This window comes from Kallipyga massiliensis ph2 (assembly GCF_000311985.1).
Lineage (GTDB): Bacteria > Bacillota > Clostridia > Tissierellales > Peptoniphilaceae > Kallipyga > Kallipyga massiliensis.
Map to the genome: position 1 here is coordinate 13,554 of NZ_HE978585.1, position 18,974 is coordinate 32,527.

At 53.0% G+C, this 18,974-nt stretch carries 14 protein-coding genes, 1 tRNA gene and 1 other RNA gene; 2 read left to right on the plus strand and 14 right to left on the minus strand.

Translation table 11 applies throughout. From position 1 onward, the window contains the following. Positions 1–37 precede the first annotated feature (37 nt). Both mgtE (HGKM_RS00055) and mgtE (HGKM_RS00060) read right to left on the minus strand, forming a co-directional pair. Positions 38–1,384 (minus strand): magnesium transporter, encoded by a 1,347-nt coding sequence (mgtE, locus tag HGKM_RS00055; protein WP_019133256.1) that lies wholly within the window; start codon positions 1,382–1,384, stop codon positions 38–40. 74 nt (positions 1,385–1,458) lie between these two features. Further along, on the minus strand, positions 1,459–2,787 hold the full coding sequence (gene mgtE / locus HGKM_RS00060) for a magnesium transporter (RefSeq protein ID WP_019133257.1): 1,329 nt from the start codon (positions 2,785–2,787) through the stop codon (positions 1,459–1,461). A gap of 226 nt (positions 2,788–3,013) precedes the next feature. On the opposite strand from mgtE (HGKM_RS00060), the gene ychF reads away from it, so the two are divergent. Then, positions 3,014–4,108, plus strand: coding sequence for a redox-regulated ATPase YchF (ychF, locus tag HGKM_RS00065; RefSeq protein WP_019133258.1), 1,095 nt, complete (start codon positions 3,014–3,016; stop codon positions 4,106–4,108). 58 nt (positions 4,109–4,166) lie between these two features. Here ychF and HGKM_RS00070 read toward each other — a convergent pair whose 3' ends face one another. Both HGKM_RS00070 and HGKM_RS00075 read right to left on the minus strand, forming a co-directional pair. Continuing rightward, on the minus strand, positions 4,167–5,555 hold the full coding sequence (locus tag HGKM_RS00070; protein WP_019133259.1) for an alanine/glycine:cation symporter family protein: 1,389 nt from the start codon (positions 5,553–5,555) through the stop codon (positions 4,167–4,169). Positions 5,556–5,666: 111 nt separating this feature from the next. Next, positions 5,667–7,661, minus strand: a complete 1,995-nt coding sequence (locus HGKM_RS00075; protein WP_019133260.1) for a sodium-translocating pyrophosphatase — start codon at positions 7,659–7,661, stop codon at positions 5,667–5,669. Positions 7,662–7,938: 277 nt separating this feature from the next. Between HGKM_RS00075 and mscL the strand changes: the two genes are divergently transcribed. Next, the gene (gene mscL / locus HGKM_RS00080) at positions 7,939–8,343 is read left to right on the plus strand and encodes a large conductance mechanosensitive channel protein MscL (protein WP_019133262.1); all 405 of its coding nucleotides are present in this window, start codon (positions 7,939–7,941) and stop codon (positions 8,341–8,343) included. Between the two features lie 53 nt (positions 8,344–8,396). On the opposite strand, the gene HGKM_RS00085 is transcribed toward mscL, so the two are convergent. From HGKM_RS00085 to HGKM_RS00125, 10 genes are all read right to left on the minus strand, one after another. Beyond that, on the minus strand, positions 8,397–9,020 hold the full coding sequence (locus HGKM_RS00085) for a ribonuclease H1 domain-containing protein (protein WP_019133263.1): 624 nt from the start codon (positions 9,018–9,020) through the stop codon (positions 8,397–8,399). A 20-nt stretch (positions 9,021–9,040) separates the two neighbouring features. Beyond that, positions 9,041–10,507, minus strand: a complete 1,467-nt coding sequence (locus HGKM_RS00090) for an alpha-amylase (protein WP_034579093.1) — start codon at positions 10,505–10,507, stop codon at positions 9,041–9,043. Between the two features lie 53 nt (positions 10,508–10,560). Continuing rightward, positions 10,561–10,828, minus strand: an RNA gene (gene ffs / locus HGKM_RS08395) — signal recognition particle sRNA large type. Further along, positions 10,826–10,912, minus strand: a tRNA-Ser gene (locus HGKM_RS00095). Before HGKM_RS00095 ends, ffs begins: the two co-directional genes overlap by 3 nt. A 141-nt stretch (positions 10,913–11,053) precedes the next feature. Next, positions 11,054–13,660: a cell wall-binding repeat-containing protein gene (locus HGKM_RS08090; RefSeq protein WP_081585051.1), complete on the minus strand. Its 2,607-nt coding sequence runs from the start codon at positions 13,658–13,660 to the stop codon at positions 11,054–11,056. A gap of 28 nt (positions 13,661–13,688) precedes the next feature. Then, on the minus strand, positions 13,689–14,213 hold the full coding sequence (locus HGKM_RS08095) for a hypothetical protein (protein WP_019133266.1): 525 nt from the start codon (positions 14,211–14,213) through the stop codon (positions 13,689–13,691). A 30-nt stretch (positions 14,214–14,243) separates the two neighbouring features. Further along, positions 14,244–15,740: a hypothetical protein gene (locus HGKM_RS00110; RefSeq protein WP_019133267.1), complete on the minus strand. Its 1,497-nt coding sequence runs from the start codon at positions 15,738–15,740 to the stop codon at positions 14,244–14,246. 16 nt (positions 15,741–15,756) lie between these two features. After that, positions 15,757–16,950 (minus strand): SHOCT domain-containing protein, encoded by a 1,194-nt coding sequence (locus tag HGKM_RS00115; RefSeq protein WP_019133268.1) that lies wholly within the window; start codon positions 16,948–16,950, stop codon positions 15,757–15,759. Between the two features lie 41 nt (positions 16,951–16,991). Next, positions 16,992–17,375 carry a hypothetical protein gene (locus HGKM_RS00120; protein WP_019133269.1) on the minus strand — a complete coding sequence of 128 codons (384 nt, stop codon included), beginning with the start codon at positions 17,373–17,375 and terminating at the stop codon, positions 16,992–16,994. Positions 17,376–17,411: 36 nt separating this feature from the next. Beyond that, the gene (locus tag HGKM_RS00125; protein ID WP_154645887.1) at positions 17,412–18,947 is read right to left on the minus strand and encodes a TFIIB-type zinc ribbon-containing protein; all 1,536 of its coding nucleotides are present in this window, start codon (positions 18,945–18,947) and stop codon (positions 17,412–17,414) included. Between the last annotated feature and the right edge of the window lie 27 nt (positions 18,948–18,974).

An 18,974-nucleotide genomic window follows, 5' to 3' on the forward strand; every position in this document is an offset into this window, starting at 1 on the left:
CTCCCCCGAATGCTTGGGTTATATTCATGGCCCCCGGTTAAATGCCCAGGAAGGCCTTACAGATGGTGAAGAAAAGGATCAACGTCAGGGTGTCGGCGATGGTGGTCAGGAGTGGACCGGCCATGACAGCGGGGTCCTGTCTGATCTTGACGGCCAGGAGGGGGAGAACGCCTCCAATGACCTTAGCGATGGTGATGCAGGCGATCAGGGTCAGGGAAACGGCCAAGGCAACCGGTACCGCCGTCGAGGTGAAGATAATCAGGCGGAGGAAGTTGACGATGGCCATAACCAGGCCACAGACAATTCCGATCCGGAACTCCTTCCAGACGACCCCCATGGTGTGGGCGGGGTCGACCTCCTCCAAGGAAAGGGCCCGAATGACGGTGGAGGAGGACTGGCTGCCGGCATTTCCGGAAGAGTCCATGAGCATGGGGATAAAGGCGGTCAGGAGGACGTTGGCTGCCAGGACCTCCTCGAAGTGGGAGATGACCATGCCGGTAATGGAGGCCGATACCATGAGGATAAGGAGCCAGACGATCCGGTTTTTGAAAAAGGAGAAGACGGGGGTGTCCAGGTAGTCCTCTTCCTCCTGGTCAGTAATACCTTGAACCCGGGTGAAGTCTTCAAAGAACTCGTCCGAGAGGACGTCGAAGATATCGTCGGCGGTGATGATGCCCACCATCCGGTCTTCCGAGTCCACAACCGGGAGGACCAGGCGGTGGTATTTACCGAAGAGGTCACCCGCCACTTCCTGGTCTTCCGTGGCCCGGACGGTAACGAAGTCCCTCTTGATGTGTTTGTCAATGTCCTCATCATCGTCCTGGACCAGGTCGCCCAGGGGGATGGTCCCCAAAAGCTTTCGGGCTTCATCCACAACATAGATTTCCACCAGGTGCTCGGGGTCCACATTGACGGTAAGGAGCTTGTTCCGGACCTCCGACCGGCGGGCCCCCGGACGAACCTTGACGTAATCCACGGACATGAGGGAGCCGACGGATTCTTCCGGGTACTTGAGGAGACGGTTGGTGACCTGCCTCCGGTCACCGGGGATGTACTTGAGCAAGCCGGTGACGACATTTGCCGGCATTTCCTGGAGGGTGTCAACCAGCTCATCCGAAGCCAACTCATCCAAAAGGTCCACCGTCTCAGGCTGGCTCATGGTGGCCAGGATGGAGCTTTTCATCTCCTTGGAGCAAAGATAGAAGACGTCGGCAAATTTTTCCTTGTCCAGGAGGTTGAGGAAGAAAACCCGGTCCTGGGGATCCCAGTCCTCCAATACCTCCGCAATATCCTCTGCGGGCTTGTTGAGTAATTCCCGGTCTTCTTCGCTAAGGAGGCGTTTTGAACTTGTTGTAGGTCCTGGGTTTTGTGTTTTTAAGGACATACCTTGCTCATTTCTAATGGGTTATTGAACCTGAAAGGCAGCGTCCCCGGCATCCAACCCGGGGCCGGGGCTATTTATAAGCCGATCAGGGAAGAGGAAATGGTGAAAAAGAGGAGGAGGGTCAAGGTGTCGGCGACCGTGGTCAAGAGAGGACCGGCCATGACGGCGGGGTCTTGGCCCAGCTTGGTGGCGATCAGGGGGAGTCCCCCTCCGATTATTTTGGCGATGGTGACACAGCCGACCAGGGTCAGGGAGACGGCAAGGGAGGTCATGAGGTCAACCTTCATGAAAAGGACCAGGCGGAGGAAGTTGACCAAGCCCAAAACCAGGCCGCAGACCAAGCCCACCCGGAGCTCCTTCCAGACCACCTCCAGGCTGTCTTTGGGTTCAATTTCCTGGAGGGAAACCGCCCGGATGACGGTGGATGAGGCCTGGTTGCCGGCATTCCCGGACGACCCCATGAGCATGGGGATGAAGGTGGCCAGGAGGACATTGGCCGCCAGGACGCTTTCGAAGCGGGAGATGACCATGCCGGTCAGGGAGGCGGAAACCATGAGGATGAGGAGCCAGACGATCCGGTTCTTGACGAAGGATTTTACCGGAGTATCCAAGTAGTCCTCCTCTTCCTGGTCGGTAATTCCTTGTACCCTGGTGAAGTCCTCATAGAATTCGTCTTCCATGACTTCAAAGATATCATCGGCGGTCACAATCCCTACCATCCGGTCCTCTGAATCGACCACAGGCAGGACCAGGCGGTGGTATTTGGTAAAAAGGTCGGCCGCCACTTCCTGGTCTTCTTTGGCGCCTACGGTGATGAAGTCGGTTCGAATCAGGTCGTCCACATCCTCCCGGTTGTCCTGGACCCAGTCACCCAGGGAGATGATCCCCTGGATCCTCTCCGCCTTGTCGACGATGTAAATGTCTACCAGGTGCTCGGCATCAAAATTAATATTTAACAGGCTCTTTCGGATTTGGCTCCGGCTTGATCCCGGGGGAACCTTGACGAAATCCACGGACATCAGGGATCCTACCGATTCCTCCGGATAGCGGAGGAGGTGGTTGGTGATTTTTCGTCGGTCGGGTTCGATCTTTTTCAGAAGGGCCGTCACAACATTAGCCGGCATCTCCTGGAGGGTGTCCACCAACTCGTCGGAGGCCAGTTCATCCAGAAGTTCAACCATCTCCGGGTTGGTCAGTGTGCCCAAGATCGAGGACTTGATGTCGCGGTCGGAAAGGAAGAAGACGTCGGCGAAGCGTTCCTTGTCCAAGCGGTTGAGGAAAAGGACCCGTTCTTCCGGCTCCCAATCGCGGATGGCTTCCGCAATATCTTCCGCCGGCTTGTCCATGAGGGCCCCATAGTCCGTCTCATGGAGGTTGGGCTTTTTTAAGGTCTCCAGACTCATGGGCTCCTCCTTTCTATAGGGAAAGCGACCGTGAAATTCGGTCGTCAAAGTCAAAGCACGTCATTTTTATTATACCACGTCCCCGAGCCTGACCCGGCCCCTATGACGAATTTGCAAGGAGGATTTTCATCCCTTTTTCCGACGGTCCTCCCTTGCAAAATCAACTTAGTGGTACAATGGAGGGGACTATTTTCAAAAACAGACCCTGACAGAAAAAGGAGCCTTTATGAAACTCGGAATTGTCGGCCTGCCCAACGTGGGCAAGTCCACTTTATTTAATGCTATCACCAAGTCCGCGGCCCCGGCCGAAAATTACCCCTTCTGCACCATCGACCCCAACGTGGGCCTGGTCGAAGTGCCGGATGACCGCCTCCCCACCCTGACGGAGATGTTCCACTCCAAAAAGACCATCCCGGCCGCTGTGGAATTTGTGGATATCGCCGGACTGGTCCGGGGGGCTTCCAAGGGAGAGGGCTTGGGCAACAAGTTCCTGGAAAACATCCGGTCCACCGATGCCATCGTTGAAGTCCTCCGCTGCTTCGAGGACCCCAACGTCACCCATGTGGATGGCCAGGTGGACCCCCTCCGGGACATTGAAACCATTAACTTAGAGCTGATCTTAGCCGACCTGGAGCAGATCGAACGCCTCCTGGCCAAGCAGGAGAAGGTGGCCAAGGCGGATAAGTCGGCCCGGCCCGAGCTGGACCTCCTCCGCCGTTTGGATGAAGTTCTATCTGAAGGCAAATCGGCCAGGGTCCTGGACCTCAACGATGAAGAGGAGAAATACCTCCGGAACTACCAACTCCTCTCCCTCAAGCCCATCATCTATGTGGCCAACATCGGCGAGGAAGAAATCAGTGAACAGGGAGAGTCCAATCCCCACGTTCAAAAGATCAAAGACTTTGCCCAAGGGGAAGAGGCCCGGGTCCTGGCCATCTCCGCCAAGGCCGAGCAGGAAATTGCCCTCCTCCCCGATGAGGAAAAAAAGGAATTCCTGGACATGCTGGGGGTGGAAAGCTCGGGTCTGGACCGCTTGATTGTGGCTTCCTACGATCTCCTGGGCCTCATGTCCTTCCTGACCACAGGAGAAGATGAAACCCGGGCCTGGACCATCAAAAAAGGGACCCCCGCCCTGGAGGCGGCCGGCAAGATCCATACCGACATCCAAAGGGGCTTCATCCGGGCCGAAATCGTCTCCTACGATGACCTGGTTGACTACGGATCCATGAACGCCGTCCGGGAGGCCGGTAAGGTTCGGCTGGAAGGAAAAGACTACATCATGCAGGATGGCGACATCGTCCACTTCCGCTTTAACATCTGATCCATCTCCATCGTGTCCATAAAAAAAGCTTCGGCCTAAGCCGGAGCTTTTTCTTTTCTCATTTTTTCTCCCGTAGGGTAACCAGGTCCAGGTATTCCCGGGGATCCTCCCTGACCCGGTCCGGGTCCTTAAAGAAGTCCCTGCTGAGCCGGACGACAACGCCCGAAAGGCCAAGGAGGCCGATGAGGTTGGGGAAGGCCATGAGGGCGTTGAGGATGTTGGCCAGGGCCCAGACCAGGTCCAGACTAATGACGGCGCCCAGGCCCACGAGGATGACATAGAGGGCCTTATAGGGACGGCGGACCCGGTCGCCGAAGACATAGGCCGCCGCTGTCTCTCCGTAGTATTCCCAGCCCAGGATGGTGGAGAAAGCAAAGAGGACCAATCCGATGGTAACGATAGAGGATCCCAGGGGGAAGCCGGTGGAGAAAGCCCGGGAGGCCAGGGTGGAGGCATCGGTCCCAAAGTCCGTCAGCCCAGCGGTCAAAATGACCAGGGCGGTGATGGTGCAGACCAGGATGGTGTCCACAAAGACTTCAAAGACCCCCCAGATCCCCTGACGACAGGGGTGGTCCACCTGGGCCGTGGCCTGGGCGATGGGCGATGAGCCGAGGCCGGCCTCATTGGTGAAGACCCCCCGGGAGATCCCGGACCGGATGGCCTGCATGAAGCCAAAGCCGGCGGCCCCGCCCAGGGCGGCCCGGGAGGAGAAGGCCGAGGTGAAGATGGCAGCCAGGGCGGCGGGGATATTTTCAGCGTGAATGACCAGGAGGGCCAGGCCGCCCAGGATATAAAAGAGGGACATGAAGGGAACCAGCTTTTCCGTTACCCGGGAGATGGACCGGATCCCCCCTAAAATAACGAAGGAAACGAGGACAGGGAGGAGGATCCCCAAGGCGATCCGGGGAAAGCCGAAATTCCCTTCCAGGACCCCAGCAATGGCGTTGGCCTGGGTCATGTTTCCGATGCCGAAGGCAGCAAAGGCGGCAAAAAGGGCAAAGAGGCCGGCCAGGTGGGTGAAACCCAGGCCCTTCTGGAGGTAGTACATGGGCCCGCCCACATACTCCCCTTTGGCGTTCTTCTCCCGATAGGCCAGGGCCAGGGTGACCTCGGCGTATTTGGTAGCCATGCCCAGGAAAGCCGCCAGCCACATCCAAAAGACCGCTCCGGGACCCCCGGTCAGGATGGCGGTAGAGACGCCCACGATGTTCCCGGTGCCTACCGTGGCTGCCAGGGCGGTGGACAGGGCTTGGAAGGGACTGACCGCCCCCTCCTCCGTCCCCACCTTCTCAAACATCCGGAGAAAGGTATTCTTCATGATAAAGGGGAACTTTCGGAACTGGAGGGCCCCCAAGCGGAAGGTATAGAGGGTCCCCGCCCCAAGGATGAGGAAGATGAGGGGTGGTCCCCAGACAAAATCTTCAATGGTCTTTAAGATGGCTTCCAAACCGGCCTCCTTTGTTCTCAATAAAAATAAAAAATAATGGATTAATTATAACAAAAAAAAAGACGGCTTGAAGGGGAATTTCCCCTCCAAACCGTCTTTTCTTTGGAAAAATTATCCCAAAAAGAGCGGAACGAAGATCAGGGAGACCGTGGTCATGAGTTTGATCAAAATGTTGATAGATGGACCGGAGGTGTCCTTAAGGGGGTCGCCGACAGTATCGCCGATGACACCGGCCTTATGGGCATCGGATCCCTTGCCACCGTATTGTCCGCTTTCGATATACTTCTTGGCATTGTCCCAAGCGCCGCCGGCGTTGGACATGAAGATGGCCATGAGGACGCCGGTGATCAGGGCTCCGACCAGGAGGCCGCCCAGGGCGGAAACGCCCAGGAGGAAGCCGACCACAACCGGGGCGATGATGGCGATAGCGCCCGGGAGAATCATCTTCCGCAGGGAGGCCTGGGTGGAGATGTCAATGCAGCGGCCGTAATCCGGCTGGGAAGTCCCCTGCATGATGCCGGGGTCGGATTGGAACTGGTGGCGAACTTCTTCAACCATATGGTTAGCCGCATCGCCCACCGCCGTCATGGTGAGGGCAGAGAAGAGGAAGGGGAGCATGCCGCCGATAAAGGCGCCGGCAATGACTTGGGGGCTGGTGATATCCAGGCCCTCCAAGCGGGCAGTCTGGGTGAATGAGGCGAAGAGAGAGAGGGCGGTCAGGGCGGCAGACCCGATGGCGAAGCCCTTTCCGATGGCAGCGGTAGTGTTGCCCACGGAGTCCAGGTGGTCGGTGATGTCCCGGACGGATTCGGGCAGACTGGCCATCTCGGCAATGCCACCGGCATTGTCGGCGACAGGACCGTAGGCATCAACAGCAATGGTCATGGCACAGGTGGAGAGCATGCCCAGGGCAGCCAGGGACAGGCCAAAGAGACCTGCGGCTTCCCCCATGGAGGCCATGGAGGCATAGGAGAAGATGATACCCAGAGCAATGAAGATCAGGGGAGCAGCGGTGGACTGCATACCGGCAGCCAGGCCGGCAATGATGTTGGTGGCTGCACCGGTCTGGGACTCCTCCGCAATCTTCTGGACGAAAGGGTAGGAATCCGAGGTGTAGATTTCGGTCAGTTTGGAAATGATGAGTCCAACAGCCACGCCGACGATGACGGGGAGGAAGGGCTTGTAGTCTTGGAAGAAGATGAAGGAGAAGACCAAAGAGGCGATCAGCATAACCCCTGAGGAGATCAGAGTCCCCATGTTAAGAGACTTTTGGGGATCCTCGGACTCTCCGCGGACCGATTCAATGCCCACTACCGAGGCAACAATCCCGGAGGCAATGATGGCAAAGGAGTAGGAAATTCCGGTGTCTTGGAAAGCCAGGAAGCCCAGGGTCAGGGCGGAAAGGATGGCCCCGACATAGGATTCAAAGAGGTCAGCCCCCATCCCGGCCACGTCACCCACGTTATCGCCGACGTTATCCGCGATAACAGCAGGGTTTCTGGGGTCGTCTTCGGGAATGCCGGCTTCAACCTTGCCGACCAGGTCAGCGCCGACGTCAGCGGCCTTGGTATAGATCCCACCGCCTACACGGGCAAAGAGGGCGACGGAAGATGCCCCAAGGGAGTAGCCGGTAATGATTTGGACATCCTGGAAAATCAAATAAAAGAGGCCCATGCCGCAGGCACCCAGGCCCACAACGATCAGGCCCATGACGGATCCGGAGCTGAAGGCCACCTTCAGAGCATGGCTCATCCCTCCCCGGGCAGCGGCATTGGTCGTACGGACATTGGCTGCTGTCGCCGAGTTCATCCCGATAAATCCGGCCACCATGGAGGATAGGGCCCCGAAAAGGAAGCAGAGGGCGGTCATCCACTGACCTAGGAGCAGGCCGATCAGGAAGAAGAGGACGCCGACAAAGACAGCGATGGATATGTATTCCCGGCGGAGGAAGGCAAAGGCACCATCACGGATCAGTCCGGCGAGGTAGGTCATCCTCTCATTGCCGGTGGGCAGGAGCTGGATCTTCCGCATCTTTTGGATAGACAGGAAGATGGCAGCCCCTCCGACAATAATGGAGAGGACACCAAAAAAGATCTTTGTAAACATAAGAGCCTCCATAAAATAAGTTAAAAAATGTTTTCGGACCTTCCGCTTTCGGCTCCAAAAAGGAGGGGATGCGGCGTCCATTTCTTTACCACATATTAACACGGGTCAAAGGATTTCACAATTGATCCCCGAGTCCTTTTCACGGATTTCTTCCCCCTTTTTTGTTGATTTTTTCCCTTTAATGGTATAAGTGAAGGAGAGATAATTGATCAATGAATCCAGGGGCCCTATTTTTTCCGATTTCTCATGCAAAGGGCCCAAATGAAAGGAAAGATTAATGATTAAAGAATTTAAGGAATTTATTTCCCGTGGCAATGTCATGGATATGGCGGTTGGGGTCATTCTTGCCGCCGCCTTCAAGGCCATTATTGACTCCCTGGTCGCCGATATTATCACCCCCCTCCTCAATGTCTTTTTGGAGGACGTCAACTTCCAGGACTGGGTGATCAAGGCCGGCCCTGTAGAATTCGGTATCGGAAACTTCATCAACCAGGTCATCTCCTTCCTGGTCATCGCCCTGGTCCTCTTCTTCATTATCAAGGCGATGAATAAGGCAAGGAGTCTCAAGGGCACAAAGGAAGAGGTCGCTGAAGAAGCAACCACCAAGGTCTGCCCCTACTGCAAGTCGGAAATTGACATCGAGGCCACCCGCTGCCCCCACTGCACCAGCGCTCTGGAGTAGCTTGTATCAAAAGAAAAGAGAAGAAACCCCCATCCCTTCGGACGGGGGCTTTTTTATTGGTCAAGCTCCATATCGGCGCCTTTTTTGGCCAGGAGGTCAGCCTCTTCATTGTACTTGACCCCGGTATGGGCCTCTACCTTGACAAAGGAGAGATCCATGACCTCCCCCATCTTTTGGGCGAAGGACCGGTAGTCTTGGGTTAAAGGGAGGTTGGCCTTCCATTCCCCTAAGGCCCAGTGGCGGATGCCGGCATAGTCATAGTGGATAGTCAGGGACTTGGCTCCTCTTTTTTGGGCCTCCTTCATGGCGACCTTGGCAGCCATGACCTCCCCCACCACATTCCGCGACTTGATGTCCGCCCCGGAAACAGGGCCGCAAAAGGTCTCCTTTCCCCGGTCCGAAAAAAGAACCACCCCGTAGCCGGCCCGCTTTTTCTTCGCTTGGTAGGACCCATCCACATAGGCCACGAAAACACCAGGTGGCAGACGGTCCGTGTCCACCACTCCCTTATCAGGAGCCTTCCTTCCGCCCTCTCCCTCCATGAAGGCCAGGGCTTCCTCCCGGCTGGAGAACTTCTTGTAAACGGCCCCCTTGTGGCCCATGACCTGAGCCTTGCAAGCCTCCCAGGACTCATAGATGCCGGGGACCCGCCCTTCTTTTACCGCATAAAATTTCATTCCATCCTCCCGGTCTTCTCTTATTCCTGAGTCCGGCCCCCATCCAGGTCCAGGTCCTCCCGGGTCCAATAGGTCACCGATCCCGGTGCCACGGTAAAGGTCCCGAAGCCTTCTTCATCAATGGTGATTTCCTCATTCTTCCCCGACCAATCCTTATAGACCCGACCGGCTTCCTCTTGTCCCACAAAGAGTCTCTCCTGGTCCATGTCCCCGGTCGAAATCAGGACGGCCAGGGGGTTGGGATGGTCCTCCGTCCCCCGGCGGACCCAGGCCATCTTGGTCGGTGTGACCATGTAGTCATCCTGGTCCCCGTAGGCCGCTTGTTGACGGAGCTTGAGCATGGTACTGAGCCGGTCACCCATGCCCGGATAGTCTACATCAGGGATGCCCAGGAGGTCGCCGGCAAATACGCAAGGGTAACCGTCTTTACGGAATAAAATGAGAGCATAGGCAATTTCCTTGAACCAGTCCCCCACCCAGGACTCCAGAGACTGGCCGAGCTGGGAGTCATGGTTGTCCACAAAGGTGACGGCTGCCAAAGGCTTGTCTTGGACCAGGGAACCGTCAAAAATCTTCCGGATATCATAAGAAGGATCCGAGGCGGCTTGAGCAAAATTGAAGTGGAGGGGAACATCAAAGAGGTCCACATTGTAGGCCGTTTCATTGAGGTAGTGGCCCATGACCCCTTCATTGTTCTTCCAATACTCGCCGACGAAATAGAAATCCGGCTTCTCCTCCAGAATGTGGGCAGAGAGCACATCGATGAAATGGGAAGAGATGTGCTTAAGGGCATCATAGCGGAAACCGTCATAGCCCATCTTGTTGACCATGAAGTCGGCCACCCGGGTAAGCTCCTCCACCACATCGGGATGGTCATGGTCGATATCGGCCGCCATAAGGTAGTCAAAATTCCCCTTCTCCAGGTCCGTCCCCTCGTTCCAATACTTGCCTTCCCCCAGGATCCGGTAGATGGCCTTTGTCCCGGTCTTCTGGTCAAAGTCAATCCCATTAAAGTGATAGTAATGCCAGGTGAAATCCGAATACTTCCCCTTTCGTCCCGGGAAGGTGAACTTGGTCCAACCTTCAATATCATAGGCTTCCGAGACGTCCTTGGACCGGTCATTTTGGTCCACCATGACGGCCTGGAAGACTTCGCTTTCGTCCGCCCCGTTCTTATGGTTGAAGACCATGTCCGCATAGACCTGGAGGCCTTGATCATGGAGGGCTTGGATGGCCTTCTCCAATTCCTCCCGGGTCCCGTAGCGGGTCCGGATGGTTCCCTTCTGATCGAACTCGCCCAGATCCCAATAGTCATAGGATCCGTAGCCCACATCCTGGGGGCTGGTTCCCTTGGCAGCCGGAGGCATCCATACCCCGGAGATCCCCAGGGCGGCCAGGTCCCCGGCCTTTTCCGCCAACTCTTTATATAAGCGATCCTCCGGATAGTCCCAATAAAAGGCCTGATACATTACTCCATTTTCTTTCATCTTTTTTCTCCCTATCTCTAAAAAAAAGAAGCCCATTGGGCTTCTCCATAAGACCGCACACCCGGCTTTGAAGCCAGGAGCAGGTTTCTTTCCAGGTAGTTTGCTCGTACACGGCTGCCTCAGTACACATGAAGGTGGACCACTTAATGCTGCTTCCTTCCGGACCTGACATGGTTCATGGCTCTCCATTGCCTGAGACCGTGTAGTCAACACCACTTGCCAAGACTTACGTCCGCTCACCAAACCCCGAGGCCGGGAATTCTACCCTGCTATAGCGGATTGCAGGTTCAGGGCACCGCTAACTCCCCGTATAGTGCACGGAGAGTGAGGGATTCGAACCCTCGATACGCTGTAGCGTATACATGATTTCCAATCATGCTCCTTCGACCACTCGGACAACTCTCCCTAGGTAGTACCTTGCTATTCTAACCGACAACCCCTCCCCTTGTCAACCGAATTATGGAACTTGTGGCAAAAAAAGAGAAGGGCCAGACCCCAAGGAGTCCTCCCTCGGGTCCGGCCCATTTTTTAACGCTCAGTCATTTTCTACTTTATTGCGTCTAAAACTGCCTGGCTTACGGCTTTCACACCGCCAACAATAATGATTTTCTCATAAGCTGCCTTTTGGATATGCTTGGCCATCGACGTAGGCAGTCCGGCCATCTTCGTCAGTAGGACCGGACAGTCCGCCTTTGCTGCAACAGGTCCGGCTGCCAAGGCATCGGCAAAATCTTCGCCGGAGGCGAGATAAGCCATGGTGGCTTTGGGGAAGAAGCGTTCGGCAATCATGGCTGACGTATCATAACGAGTTTCCCCACCGATCCGTTCGATCTTTTGGGGTAGGTCCCTCACCACAGCGTCTGTCAAGGCCGCTTTACCGCCCAAGGCCAGGGCCGAAGAGACCTTCAGATCTTGGATGGTCTTTTCAATGACATCCGGTAAAGAATTGGTCTTGGTAAGGAGGATGGGATAGGCCATCTTCCCGGCGTAGGGGCTAATAGAGAGGGCATCCGCATAGTTGAGTCCGGTAGCCAGGATGACCTTCTCCGGATTCCCCTTTAGCTTAGCTATTCTCCGGGCAATCAGAGCCGATGTCTCATAACGGTCGGCCCCACCGATTCGGCTGGACTTGCAATTTGTCTTTACTGCAGTCTCAACTTCCTTGGAGAGGGCATTGTCCCCGCCAATGAGGATGACTTCTTTTACGCCCAGACGGCTGATCTCTGTCTTTACTCCCCCGTCCAAAGACCGGGTTTTGGTCAATAGAATGGGTGCATTCAGGCCTTTAGCCAATACACCGGCCGTCAGGGCGTCGGCATAGTTATCAGACCGGGCCAAGACAACATAGTCGGCATGGTCAAAGTTCTTCTTAGAGAGGGCAATGGCCGTTTCAATCCGATCTTCTCCGGCAATCCGTTCCTGTTCAACCTTACCTGTCTCCGGAGGGATGTCCGGCTTAGGATCGGGTTTGGGATTGGGTTTCTGTACTGTTTTCCACTGTGCCACGACCATGGTATTTGTCTCTACTGTTATTTCTTCGTCAACGGCCTTCTTTTCCCCGTTGATCATCCAACCGTCAAAGACCTTTCCTTCCGGCACTTTGAAGCCGTTTTCGGGAAGCTTCACGGTAACGGTCTGGCCATTCTTGTAGGCCGAAGTCGGCATAGAACCTTCCGCTCCGTTACCATCGTAAGCAACGAAGAAAAAGTCGTTCTTATAATTGATGTCGTCGTTATTGAGGGGGCTGGGAATGCCGGTCGGGTTATGGAAAGCGGGATCTTGGCTGTAGCCCAAGTTGGAAAAATCAGACCAATTGGCCGGGGGAACAAAGAGGCCTCCTTCCGCCTTGTTTTGGTCAAAACCGGTGGTATTATCCATGGTAATGCCACGATAATAATCCGTATTGGCAGTCAGTTCTTCGTAGTTTTCTCCGCTAAAATCGGATTGATCTACGCTGTTCTTATCAAAAATGGCTCCGCCATCTTCTGTAGCCATGTTGCCTTGGAAGAGCGTATTATTGTTGCAGATTAGCTCAGCATTATCATCCAGGAAAATACCGCCACCTTGCTTGGACTTGTTGTTCTTGATCAGGACATTTTTCAAGGTCACCTTGCCATTTGTGGTCAGGGCACCACCATAAAGACTACTGCTGTTTCCTTCAATTGTGGCATTTTCAGCGGTGAAAGTAGAATCCTGTAAGGAAATGGCCCCACCGGAGGCCGCCCCGGTATTGCCGGAAATCAGGATGGAATCTCTGTTGGCTCCCTTGAGATTCAGCTCGCTGTCCCTGGCCCCGATAGCCGTACCGTAGAGCAATCCCTGGTCTTCTGTCCCCAGGCGCTTCATCCTATTGTTCATAATTCGTCCGGCCTGGATGTTTAGATGACCATTGACAAGATAAATTGCGGAACTCAGGAGGACATCAGTATTCTTTACTGTAGCAATATTATCTGAAACCTCACCACCCATCATATTGAAGGCCACGTCTTGTTCCTCAACTCCGTTTGGCCGTCCATTAAGAAAGATCACACTGCCCGCTGCATAAGGCTTGTCAAGATGGCTTTGATTGTTATGGATCTTCCCCCCATACATATCAAACGTCCCGGAGGTGACATTGACCGCTGAGGCCCAATAGTCCCCGCTGGTTACCATATTTTTAATTTCCACCCCATCATACATCTTGAGATTACCCGGGGTTAAACCTCCCCCACCCGGCGCACCGGCTCCCACAAAAATAGCCGGTATTTTTCGCGGGTCATCTTTTGAAGCTGATGAAGTGATCGTCAAATCATTCTCGTTTCCCTGGGGGTTCTCCCTTCCCAGGGACAGGGTGGCACCATTGACGATGGCAAAACAGAACTTTTTCATGTTTATGGTATGGCCCTGACCCAAAAGGATAGTATTTTTTGTAATTCCAAAGGTGAGCTCTCCGTCGGGTAGGTCATCGATATCCGCCCCTAAGCGTATGATATTCTCCTGTTCATTTTCACCCTTTGTCCGAATCTCCCGGAGGGCCAATCTTAGGTCCTCGGCTGTTTTAACCGTAATATCGATACCGCCTTCCGCCTGGGCAACTCGGGTCCCGGGCAAGAAGCCCAGGACCATGACCAAGGCGAGGACCAGGGCAAGCATCCGTCGTCTTAATCCTTTCATTTCTTTCTCCTTTCTTTCTCTCCGGAATTTATTTCTCTACATTGGCCTCCATAACCGCCTTGTAGTTTTGGAGCTTACCATCGACTACCAATAAATTACTAAAAGTTACCTTGACCTTCTTACTTTCGTTATTCAAGCCAAAGGCTGTCTGGGCATTCTTCATCTTGGCCCCGACAGGAGTTGATTGTGGATAATTAAGCTCTTCTACTGCAGGATATGAATAGCCCATCTCACTCTGCTCATCAATGACGCTGTCAGGACTTATGAAGAATCCGTCGGCTTCCTCAGTACAGCCGATGTTCTCATAGCTATAATCTACGCATACGACCTGTTTAGGTTTCATCTCTGAAAACTCGTTTCTTCCATCAAGAACCTTTACGGAATTTATGACCAGCTTCCACTTTCCGTCCACCACCCATTCTTCTCCCGGGCCAAGGTATTGTTCCAATTCGTTCCCTTTCGACTTTTCCTTGCCGGCGTCAGGCTTTTTACTTCCACAAGCCGTAAAAGCTAATAAAACTACTAAGCAAAGAACTAATTTTTTAATCTTCATTTTGTACTCCTTCTGGGTTCACCCACAACATTATCCTCTTCCCATTACCGATAATATCTTCTGGAATAGGGGTATGGAATAAAAACCTTTTTTCTTGAGCCCATCTAGATCAGCGGCCTTCCCGGCATCTATGATCCCCTCCGGCAAATTAATGATCTCTTTCTTCTCATTAATCATGGGACTCATCTCGATCTTTTCATCCCTATACCTGATCGTGATTCTAATATTCGTTGTTCCCTTTTCCTGCCTCTGACAGATCAGGGTGGTTGACCTCTGAGCTATGGTATCCAGAATATTGTTCTCCACCTCTTTTACAGACCCGTCCTTCTCAGTCTTTATCTCTTTCAAGCTGACAGTAGCCTTGTCCCATTTCGGGACTACAAGATAATAGTCCTCTCCTATGAGCTCGCTGTTTTCAAAATTCTGATTCTCCCTGGTTGCCAATAGGAGCCTGGGATCTACAAAATCGTTGAAAATGTTCTGGCAGGGATCCAATCTGGCCAACATGTCTTCCAATTCCTTCTCCGCATTGGCATAGCCCACATACAATATCAATCCTTTGATCTTTTCGTCGTAGGGATCCAGACCCATTGCCCTGGCCATTTTTACGAACTGCGGAGAATAGCCCCTGTCGTTCACTTTTTTGGAATAGAGTTCCAGGGTATTTAGATATAGGCCCACCCCCCAGATATAGTAAGCGTTGAAAATGAACATTGGCCTTCCCGTAGGATCCAGGTAAAATCTTCTTTCAGGTAGGTCCTTGCCCTCCCAAAGATCTTGCAAAGCCATGCCTTCATAATGGGTCACATCGCCCAAATAGTAGTAGTTCTCCGTGTGATAATCCATCGCGTCCACCCTTCTCTGATAGTCATAGGCAATGCTTTCTTCCATAAGATTCATGGCCTCTTCTTTATCAATTCCTAAATATGTAAGCAGGTCCTCATCTTTGATGAATTTACCGTCATCCAGGGTGAAGTTAAAGACCTTATGGGTGTAGCCGGTTCCGTCTCCGCCATCCTTATATTGCAGGTGAATGCTAAGAATCTGATCATCTTCATACACTGAAAATGTGGAATTTATCATTATATAATCAGGATCCAGATCATTCTTGACAGTATTGTAGGTCTCTTTTAAGAAATTAATTGTTTCCTCAATTTGCTTATTGGCCCTTTGAGCATCCTCAGAATCCAGAAGAATTCGTGGAACATGGACACCGTTAAATGGATTTTTTGCAGCTTTTTCATGTTTGGGCTCTATGAAGTCTTTCCAGACTTCCCTATCCTCAACATGGTCCGACATGGACCCGGCACTTGCACCCTGAACAAGCTTTCCCCTTGCCTTGGCATCCTTTATCCCTCCGGCTGCAAGATTAGTGGATATGCCTGTTGTTGCAGAGGCTTGGGAAGTCTGACCGACACCTGATTGGCCCTGACTTTCAGAGCCCTCCGAAGTCTTGCCTTTCCCGCTACAGGCCGCCAAAATTATGGCCAAGGCCACTATCAGAAGCCTATATTTTCCACTTTTCATGGCAAACCCTCCTGACCTATAAACCTAAAAGATCATGTTTAGCCTTATCGAACTCCTCTTGTGAAATAACCCCGGCATCCAACAGTTTTTTCATCTTAATTAATTTATCTGTCGGATCTTCCTGTGTCTGATTCGCTTGAACGGCACCGAAATTCGGATTATATGTGCTGTTTGTATCTCCCTGTTGGAGTCCTCCCATCATTCCGCCGGCAGCATTCATGCCAAGACCCATAAAGGCCATTCCGGCTCCGCCGCCTCCATTTTCTCCTGCTGCCTGCATGCCCCTTGCAACAGACTGCTGCATAAATGCATTGCCGCGTCTTCCTGAAAGGGCGTCTGCCTTCTTGACATCGGACATGAGGGCCTTGGTGTCCTCGTCGTACTCGATGGCAAGGATGGCCGTTTTCACAATGGCCAGTCCACGATCCGACCGCCATTGGTAGGCCTCTTCCACGGCCAGGGCCATGGACTGGGCAAAGCCGATTTGGTCGCCCTGGATCCGGCTCATCCGGTTCCCCTTGGCCGGGTCATTGGTGTAGTTGGAGAAGGCGCCGGCCAAGCTGCTCACCACCTCATTGAAAAGCTGCTCCCCTGCGGGATTGTCCATGTCTCCGAAGTCGAAGATAGGAGCATCCTGCAATAGGTACTTCTGGGGGACAAAGTTCTTAACAAAGAGGAGGGGGTCCAGGATCTTCAAGGTGTAGGTCCCCCTGGTGACGGCTCCCACCTGGGTCCCGAAGAAGGCATCGTCCCAATAGATTTCACTTTGTGTTCCAAAGCGGTTATTGGGGATCTCCTTCATATTGACGTAGAAGGCCAATTGCTGGGCGCCCGGTTGTCCGCCAAATTTCACCTTCTCCCAGGTGGACTTGATGATGGAAGCGTTCACTCCGTTTCCTTCAAAAATGCTCTGGGAATGGATATCGTCTGAGCTGAAGATGAAGCCACCGGGCTCAGCAATGATGCCTGTGATTGCTCCATCCTGCATGGTGATCAGGGCAGTCCCTTCCGGGACCAGGATCTTACTTCCGTTGCTGATGATGTTCAAACTTCCCTTGGTGTTTTCTCCCCTGCCATTATTCTGTCCTTGGGGCCGGGCCGGGAATAGGCCGGCTGTGGCAGGAAGGCCATCCGGAGGAAGGTAAAAATCCTTCCATTGGTCCGCAAGACTTCCGGACAAGGCCCCTGTAAATGCTCGAATAAATCCCATCGTCTTCTCCTCCGGATCTATCATCCTTTATTCGTAAAAGTTCAGTTCATTCCTGATTGTGCTTTTTTGGGCAATTGGATAAAGAGATAAATGCTGGCAGCAAAGAGAAGAACGCTGGCAATCATCATCAGGTAGAGGCCAATCGCTGCAAACTCCATGTACTCGCCGAAGGAGCTGTATTGATAGACGGCCAAGGCAAGGTTAATACCTGCAAAAATGAGGCTGGGGATCTTTTTCTTCCACAAGCCCATCGCAAGGGTCAGGGCAGATAGGATGATGAGCAGGATGCCGGGCCCAACGCTGTCATCGGGCTTGATCAAAGTGACCTTGAAACCCAGGATTTCTGCTGCCGGCAAAAAGGTTGAAATACAAACCAATACGGCAAAAACAATGATGAGAATCTGGCTTAACATTAATTTTTTCATGATCTTCCTCCTTATTATTTTTCTTTCCTACAGCCATCATTTTTCGTCCTTTTTGTCCATTTCCTCCATCTTCTTCTTATTTTCAATTGCCTGGTCCAAATTCCCCCTCTTCATGGCCTTCTCCAGGACTTCATCCTTGTGGAGGTCCAGGCGGTTGCCCTTTAGCGAAGAAGCATTTTCTCCCGCAATTTCCTGGTTCGTCATCCCGTAATTGCTTTGGATGAAATCATCCACCTTCACCATGTTGGAAATCTCATATTTCGTTTCCAACTCGTAGTGGTGCCTCTCATTGGAATTCCGGTATCTCAGGTACATGGTGGTGTAAAAAATAAATCCGGACACCAGGAGAAGGTAGAAAAAATGCCGGCTATCTTGAAATCCTGTCCCCTTATACCTGTCCATGGCGGCGATCATATTGATGATAAAGGCCAACAGTCCGGAGAAAATCTCCACCAGGACGGCGAAGAAGAAGAGCTTGGTGAAATTGATGGGCACGCTCCCCATCGTTTCCCGGGTCCGGGCATTGACCGCCACATAGTGCAAGAGCTGGCTTTTCCCCTTCTTTTCCATGTAGCTGTAGAGCCAGATGGGGAGGTAGGCCGACTTCCAGGAATCTCCCTTGACCTCAAAGTCCTCTTCATCCCAACGAACCCCCCGGTCATATTGGACTAGGGTATCCTTAGCGGCAATCCGGGCCACATCGGAGCTTTGGGCATCGACGACTTCTTTAAGCACCCCAATATTGGTGTCCCTTTTTTCCGAGGTGTAGCCCTTGAGATAGTTGGCATTGAACCGAACACAGTTTTCCGTATCAAAAGGCATGACCGCATTGATGATATTGGTGGTCTTGCTTTTTGAGGAGTAGTCCAACTTGTCGGTGCTGGATTCGATGGAAAGGTCGTCCACACAGATATCGAAGTCCCTCTTGACCCGGTAAAGATCCGCATCATACTCATAATGCTTATGCTTTTCGTCTCCAACTTCCCTTTTGGCGGTTTGAATCTCCCCCTGGCCGGATAGGCTCATGTGGGCATTCACGTCAACGAGCATATAGGGGATGTAGACTCCGCAAATATTTTCGGTGGAGAATTGCCGGGTAAAGGTGGGGTGGGCAAAAAACCGTCTCTTCTGAACAAATTTGGCAATTTCCTCCTCCGCATCCTCCTTGGTCACGCTGAAGGGAAGGAGGACGTCCGGCACGGCCCCGTTGGGTACCTGATTGTTCAGGGACAGGGTGTTCCGACACCAATGGCAACGGGCCTGGGTGGAGGACTTGGTGTCGATCACCACCTCTGCGCCACAGCTTTCACACTTGAGGGTAACCAGGTCATCGCTATTCTTATCGATATCCTGGGCCCCGCTTCGAATCGTGGTTCCATGGAGGCTGGAGATGTCTTCATCTTCCTGGGCTAAATCCAATTCAAATTCATGACGGCAAAAGTTGCAGCGGAGCTTACCCGTTTTTGGATTAGATTGGATGTCCGTGGACCCGCACTTAGGACATTTAATCTGACCATCACTTTGACGATCTTCATTTTCTACAATCTTGACTTCCCTATTGTCTTCACCCATCATCCACCTCCTGAGGATTTCCGGTCC